Origin of the sequence: Streptomyces sp. YIM 98790, assembly GCF_011421595.1 — a bacterium.
GTDB lineage: Bacteria > Actinomycetota > Actinomycetes > Streptomycetales > Streptomycetaceae > Streptomyces.
Genome location: NZ_WTLH01000252.1, coordinates 1 through 6,714, shown reverse-complemented (window position 1 = coordinate 6,714; position 6,714 = coordinate 1). Strand labels below are relative to the sequence as shown.

Below are 6,714 nucleotides of genomic sequence, written 5' to 3'. Positions count from 1 at the left end.
GGTCACGCCCCCGGGCCGGGCCGCGGGCCGGGCACCGGCCGTCCGGCCCCGGATCAGGCCGCGATGCGGCCGGCCAGGCGCAGATCGGCCTGCGCCGGGGCGTAGAGATGCTCGACGACGTGGAGCGCCGCCCCGGTGAGCCCGGCCCGGTCGCCGAGCCGGGAGGTGACCACCTCCAGATGGGTGGTGGTGCGCGGCATGGTCAGCTGGTAGAGCAGCTCCCGCACGCCCGTGACGAAGGGCGCGCCGGCCAGGTCCCCGGCGATCATCAGCACCCCGGGATTGACCAGCGTGACCACGGTGGCCAGCACATTGCCGACCCGCCGCCCGGCGCTGCGGGCCAGCCGCAGCGCGTCCGGCTGCCCCACCGAGAGCAGCTCGCGCACGCCCGAGCCGGAGGCGGTGGGGATGCCCATGTCGGTGAGTTGCCGCGCCAGGGCGCGCCCGCTGGCCACCGCGGCCAGGCAGCCGTAGGAGCCGCACATGCACAGCGCCTCCGCGGCGTCGTGCAGCCGGATGTGACCGATGTCACCGGCGCCGCCGTCGATGCCGCGGAAGATCCGGCCGTCCACCACGATCCCGGCACCTATGCCGGTGGAGACCTTGACCAGCAGGAAGGCCGAACAGTCGGGGTAGCCCAGGCGCTGCTCGGCAAAGGCCATCAGATTGGCGTCGTTGTCCACCAGCACCGGCACGGCCGGGTCGCCGCCCAGCTGGTCACGGAAGACCTGGCGCATCCGGTCCGGGATGGGGTAGCCGTCCCAGCCGGGCATGATCGGGGGCTGCACCACGGTGCCGGTGGACGCCTCGACCGGGCCGGGCACCGACAGGCCGATGCCACACACCGCGCCGGCGTCCACGCCCAGCTCCTCCAGCAGGGCGGCGAACCAGTCACCCACCTGGCCGAGCACCTTCTCCGGGCCGACGTCGATGAGCAGGTCCCCGACGTGTTCGGCGAGAATGCCGCCCGCCAGATCGAGCACCGCGGCACGCCCGTGACGGGTCTCCAGCACCGCGGCGAGCACCACGCCGTGCTGGGCGTCGAACTCCAGGTGCATGGCGGGGCGCCCTCCGGTGGAGGGTCCGGCCGCCGCCTCGCGAATCCAGCCGGCGCCGAAGAGCTGGTCCAGCCGGCTGCTCACCGTCGACCGGGCCAGCCCGGTGACGCGCTGCAGCTCGCCGCGCGTGGTCGCCTGCCCGCTCCGAATGAGCTGGAGCAGGTGCCCGGCGCTGGCCTGGCTCACCCACATGGCCCCGGCGTTCCCGTCGTCGCCCATGCTCCTGCGTGCTCTCCCCATACGTCAGTTTCCCGCGCCCGGATTACCCGTGCGTGAGCTGGCGGTGTTGGCCGCGTGTACGTGTTTCCCGCGGCGCCTCTTGCCATCCTCCCCCAGAACCCCTCACTCTGACGGACCAGCGCCAACTTCCGTACATCAAGGATGTATTACGACTCGACTTTTGCATGTTAAGTACGCGTAACCCTAAGGTATCTTCGCCATAAGCGACGACGCTGACCCGCCCCCGGAGGCCCATGTGCACCGCATTGACCGGTTGTTCCTGCATCACCGGATCGTGCCTTCTGTCGGTTTCGGGACTTTCGGCCAGGGCGGACGTCCCGGCCGGATCGCATACAACTCCACACCCATGCACGCCTCACCGGTGACATGCGTCACGCCGGGCGGACACGCGGCGACCGCGGGAGCCGCCCGGTCAGGGGCGGCCGCATGACCACCGCGCTGCAGCGTCCCGCCGCCACCGCGCACCCCGGCTGGACCCCCGCCGGGCTGCTGCGCCGCGCCCGCCGGGTCCTGGACCGCAACTGGACCGGCAGTTCGACCGTGCCCTCCCGTGCCCTCTACCCCCACCAGTGGAGCTGGGACTCCGCGTTCATCGCCATCGGCCTGCGGCACTTCGCGCCCGAGCGTGCCCGCCGCGAACTGGAGACCCTGTTCGCCGCCCAGTGGGCCGACGGCCGGGTGCCGCACATCGTCTTCAACCCCGCCGTCCCGCTGGACGCCTACTTCCCCAGCCCGGACTTCTGGCGCTCCGCCACCGACGGGGCCGCGGCCGGCGCGCCCGCCGCCGTGCAGACCTCCGGCCTGGTGCAGCCCCCGGTCCACGCGCTGGCCGTCTGGCTCACCCATCTGGCCGACCCGGCCGGCTCCCGGCGCACCGGCTTCCTTGAGCGCCTCCACCCGAAGCTCGCCGCCTGGCAGCGCTACCTCACCGGCTCCCGCGACCTGGGCGGGCGCGGGCTGGCCGCGATCGTCCACCCCTGGGAGTCGGGGATGGACAACAGCCCGTGCTGGGACGCGCCGCTGGCCCGGGTGACGCCGGCCGCGCCCGGCTCCTTCCGCCGCTGTGACCTGGACCACGGCGACCCGGGCGACCGGCCCACCGACCTGGACTACCGGCGCTATGTGGCGCTGGCGCGCACCTACCGCGACCACGGGTACCACGACGCCGGCACCCCGCACGCCTTCGCGGTCGAGGACCCGGGCTTCAACGCCCTGCTCATCCTCGCCGAGCACGCCCTGGCCGACATCGCCGCCGCCCTCGGCGCCGACCCCACGGACCACCGGATCCGCGCCGAGCAGCTCACCACCGCCCTGGTCAAGCGGCTCTGGGACGCCCGCACCGGCATGTTCCTCTGCCACGACCTGACCTCCGGCCGGCTGCTGCCGGAGCGCAGCGCCACCGGCCTGCTCCCCCTGATCGTCCCGGGACTCCCCGGGCACATCGCCGACGCGCTGCTGCGCACGCTGGACGGCGAGCACTTCTCCCTCGGTCACGGCGCCCGCCTGGCGCCCAGCTACGACCTGTGCGGCAAGGCGTTCGACGCCTCCCGCTACTGGCGCGGGCCCGCCTGGTTCAACGTCAACTGGCTGATAGAGCGCGGGCTCCGGGAACAGGGCAGGCCCGCCCGGGCCGCCGGGCTGCGCTCCGCGATCCTCGGCGCGGCGGCCGAATCCGACTTCGCCGAGTACCTCGACCCGTACACCGAACAACCGCATGGCGCGCGGAACTTCAGCTGGACGGCCGCGCTGGCCGCCGATCTGCTGGACGCCGGGACCCGGCACCCGGGGGCCGACGGGGGGCTGCCGGAGGCGGCACGGCCCGCCGGGGACGGGCCGGCCCCCCGGCAGCCGGCGGCCACCGCCTCCACCGGCACCGGCACGGCCGGCACCACGGACGCCGCCATCTCCGCCGACGGCACCGGCACCCGGGCCACGGCACCCACGGCACCCGGAACGGCTCCGGCGGCAACGGCCGAGCCGATCCCCTGAGCCAGCCACACCACCCCCCACGCGCCCGGCGCGTGACCGGCGAAAAAGGGAGGGACGCCCCCGATGAACGCCACGCACCACAGACTGCTGGTGCACAACGGCACGTTCGCCGCGATTGGGCCCTCCGGTGACATCACCGGAGCACGCGGCAGCTCGCCCGACGGGCTGTTCGCCTACGATGCCCGCCATCTGAGCCGCTGGCAGCTGACGGTGGACGGTTCCACCCCCACCGTCCTGGTCCCCGCCTCCGAGGGCGGGATGACCGCTAGCTGCGTGCTCATCCCGCCCAGCGGACGCGGCGAACCGCCGGCCCTGACCGTCTTCCGCGAGCAGACCGTCACCTCCGGCACGCTCGTCGAACGGCTCCGGCTGACCAGCAACCGCGCCGAGACCAGCAGCGCATTAGTGGCGCTCACGGTGGACGCCGACTTCACCGACCAGTTCGAACTGCGCTCCGACCACCGCTGGTACGACAAGACCGGCACCCACCGCACCCGCGAAGTCCTCGACGACGGCGTCGAGTTCGGCTACCACCGGCACGAGTGGCACGCCCGCACCGTGATCACCTCGGTGCCCGCGCCCGACCAGGTGGAGGAGACCGGCAGCGGCGCCCGCCGGCTGGTCTGGCGGATCACCCTGGAACCGCACGGCACGGTCGAGCTGATCCTGCGCGCCGCCGCCCACCCCTACGGCGCCCCCGAACCCGCCGAGGGCCCCGACGACTTCCTCACCGCCGCCCCGCTGCCGTGGGAGGGCTCCGACTGGCCCGACCTGGCCCGGACCTGCGCCCGCGGTCTGGCCGACCTGGCCGGCCTGCGCATCCCGGCGTCCGGCCCGGACGGCGAGATGCTGCGGGTCCCCGCCGCCGGGGTGCCCTGGTTCCTCACCCTGCTCGCCCGGCACGCCCTGTTCACCTCGCTGTTCACCCTGCCGTACCGGCCGGAGCTGGCCGCGGCCACGCTGCCCGCCCTGGCCGCCGTGCAGGCCGCCGAGGAGGACACCGCGCGGGTCGCCCAGCCAGGGAAGATCGTGCACGAGGTGCGCCGCGGCGAGCTGGCCTACTTCGAACAGGTGCCCTTCGGCCGCTACTACGGCTCGGTGGACTCCACCCCGCTGTTCCTGGTGCTGCTCGGCGCCTACACCGAGCGCACCGGGGACGACAAACCGGCCCAGCGGCTGGAGCGGCACGNCGCGCGGGTCGCCCAGCCAGGGAAGATCGTGCACGAGGTGCGCCGCGGCGAGCTGGCCTACTTCGAACAGGTGCCCTTCGGCCGCTACTACGGCTCGGTGGACTCCACCCCGCTGTTCCTGGTGCTGCTCGGCGCCTACACCGAGCGCACCGGGGACGACAAACCGGCCCAGCGGCTGGAGCGGCACGCCCGCGCCGCCGTGGACTGGATGTTCGCCCACGGCGGGCTGGACGACTGCGGCTATCTGGCCTACCACCCCGACGAGGGCGGCCTGGCCAACCAGTCCTGGAAGGACTCCCCCGGCGCCATCTGCTTCGCCGACGGCTCACCGGTCAAGGGCGTGGTGCGGGCCGCCGCCCCGCAGGGCTACGCCTACGACGCGCTGCGCCGCACCGCCTGGCTGGCCCGGATGTTCTGGCACGACACCGCCTACGCGGCCCGCCTGGAACAGGCCGCGGCCGAGCTGCGGGCCCGCTTCGCCCGGGACTTCTGGATGCCCGGACGGCGCTTCCCGGCCCTGGCGCTGGACGAGTCGGGACGCCATGCCGACGCCCTCGCCTCGGACGCCGGGCATCTCCTCTGGTCCGGGATACTCGACTCCGAACGCGCCACCGCGGTCGGGCGGCGGCTGCTGGAGGCGGACTTCTTCTCCGGCTGGGGCGTGCGCACCCTGGCCGCCGGGCAGGGCGCCTACCATCCGCTGTCCTACCACTGCGGAAGCGTCTGGCCGCACGACAACGCCGTGATCGCCCTGGGGCTGGCACGCTACGGGCTGCGCGAGGAGACCCGGGCGGTGGCCCGCGGTCTGGTGCGGATCGCCGCCGCCCACGACTTCCAGCTGCCCGAGGTGATCGCCGGCTACTCCGCCGAGGACGCCGCCCGGCCGGTGCCCTACCCGCACGCCTGCACCCCGCAGGCATGGGCGGCGGCGGCACCGTTCGCGCTGCTCAGCGCGGTGGCGGCGGCCCGGGGGCCGTCGGGCGGCCATGCCGCCGGGCCGCGGCGCGGCGCCGCGTCCGACCCGTCGGGGATTCCCGTCAGCCTCCGGAGGTGTCAAGCTCCGCGTCCGCACTGACCACCATGGGGGAGCAGGCGAACGGGTCGTCCAGCCAGCCTTCGGGCAGGACGACCCGTTCGCGTCCCGACGTCCGGCCGCGCGGGCCCTCGGCACCGTGCGCGGGCCAGGGCTGGTCCAGGTCCAGGCCGTCCAGCAGTGCCGCCAGCTCGCCCGCGGAACCGGCCACGGCCAGCGCCCTGCGGGCCTCGGAACCTATGGAGAAACCCTTGGTGTACCAGGCGACATGCTTGCGGAAGTCGATCACGCCGCGCTGCTCGTCGCCCAGCCACTCGCCCAGCAGCCGGGCGTGACGCAGCATCACGGCGGCCACCTCGCGCAGCGAGGGGCGGGCGTAGCCGGCCGGGCCGCGGCCGTCGAAGGCGGCCACCAGATCGCCGAACAGCCAGGGGCGGCCCAGGCAGCCGCGGCCGACCACCACGCCGTCGCAGCCGGTGCGGCGCATCATGCGCAGCGCGTCGTCGGCCGACCAGATGTCGCCGTTGCCCAGCACCGGAATCTCCGGGACGGCCTCCTTCAGCCGGGCGATGGCCTCCCAGTCGGCGGTGCCGCCGTAGTGCTGGGCGGCGGTGCGGCCGTGCAGCGCGATGGCCGTCACCCCCTCCTCCACCGCGATCCGCCCGGCGTCCAGATAGGTCAGGTGCCGGTCGTCGATCCCCTTGCGCATCTTCATGGTGACCGGCAGCGGACCGGCCCCGGCGACCGCCTCGCGGAGGATGGCGCGCAGCAGGTTGCGCTTGTAGGGCAGGGCGGAGCCGCCGCCCTTGCGGGTGACCTTGGGCACCGGGCAGCCGAAGTTGAGGTCGATGTGGTCGGCCAGGTCCTCGTCCCGGATCATCCGGGCCGCCCGGCCCACGGTGGCCGGGTCCACGCCGTAGAGCTGGAGGGAACGCGGCTTCTCGGCGGCGTCGAAGTGCACCAGCTGCATCGTCTTGGCATTGCGCTCGACCAGCGCCCGGCTGGTGATCATCTCGCTGACGAACAGGCCCGTGCCGCCGCTGAACTCCCGGCACAGGGTGCGGAACGGCGCGTTGGTGATGCCCGCCATGGGGGCGAGCACGACCGGCGGCCACACGCTGTGCGGCCCCAGCCGCAGCGGCTCCGCGGCGGCGGCAGCGGCCCGCGGCACCTCGCCGCTGCCGCGGGGGGCACCCGCGGACGG

General features: G+C 74.3%; 4 protein-coding genes. 2 read left to right on the top strand and 2 right to left on the bottom strand.

Annotated features, from left to right (window positions below; genetic code table 11):
• Window positions 1-53: 53 nt before the first annotated feature.
• Entirely contained in the window at window positions 54-1,277 is a 1,224-nt protein-coding gene (locus GQS09_RS25890; protein ID WP_243761793.1) for an ROK family protein, read from the bottom strand.
• A 447-nt stretch (window positions 1,278-1,724) separates the two neighbouring features.
• Between GQS09_RS25890 and GQS09_RS25885 the strand changes: the two genes are divergently transcribed.
• Together GQS09_RS25885 and GQS09_RS25880 are read left to right on the top strand one after the other, a co-directional pair.
• Window positions 1,725-3,287, top strand: a complete 1,563-nt coding sequence (locus GQS09_RS25885) for an MGH1-like glycoside hydrolase domain-containing protein (RefSeq protein ID WP_243761792.1) — start codon at window positions 1,725-1,727, stop codon at window positions 3,285-3,287.
• Window positions 3,288-3,350: 63 nt separating this feature from the next.
• Window positions 3,351-5,552: a glycogen debranching N-terminal domain-containing protein gene (locus GQS09_RS25880; RefSeq protein ID WP_165989973.1), complete on the top strand. Its 2,202-nt coding sequence runs from the start codon at window positions 3,351-3,353 to the stop codon at window positions 5,550-5,552.
• Here the strand turns inward: GQS09_RS25880 and dusB are convergent.
• Window positions 5,515-6,681, bottom strand: a complete 1,167-nt coding sequence (dusB, locus tag GQS09_RS25875) for a tRNA dihydrouridine synthase DusB (RefSeq protein WP_165989974.1) — start codon at window positions 6,679-6,681, stop codon at window positions 5,515-5,517. The two genes, GQS09_RS25880 and dusB, sit on opposite strands and share 38 nt — an antisense overlap.
• Between the last annotated feature and the right edge of the window lie 33 nt (window positions 6,682-6,714).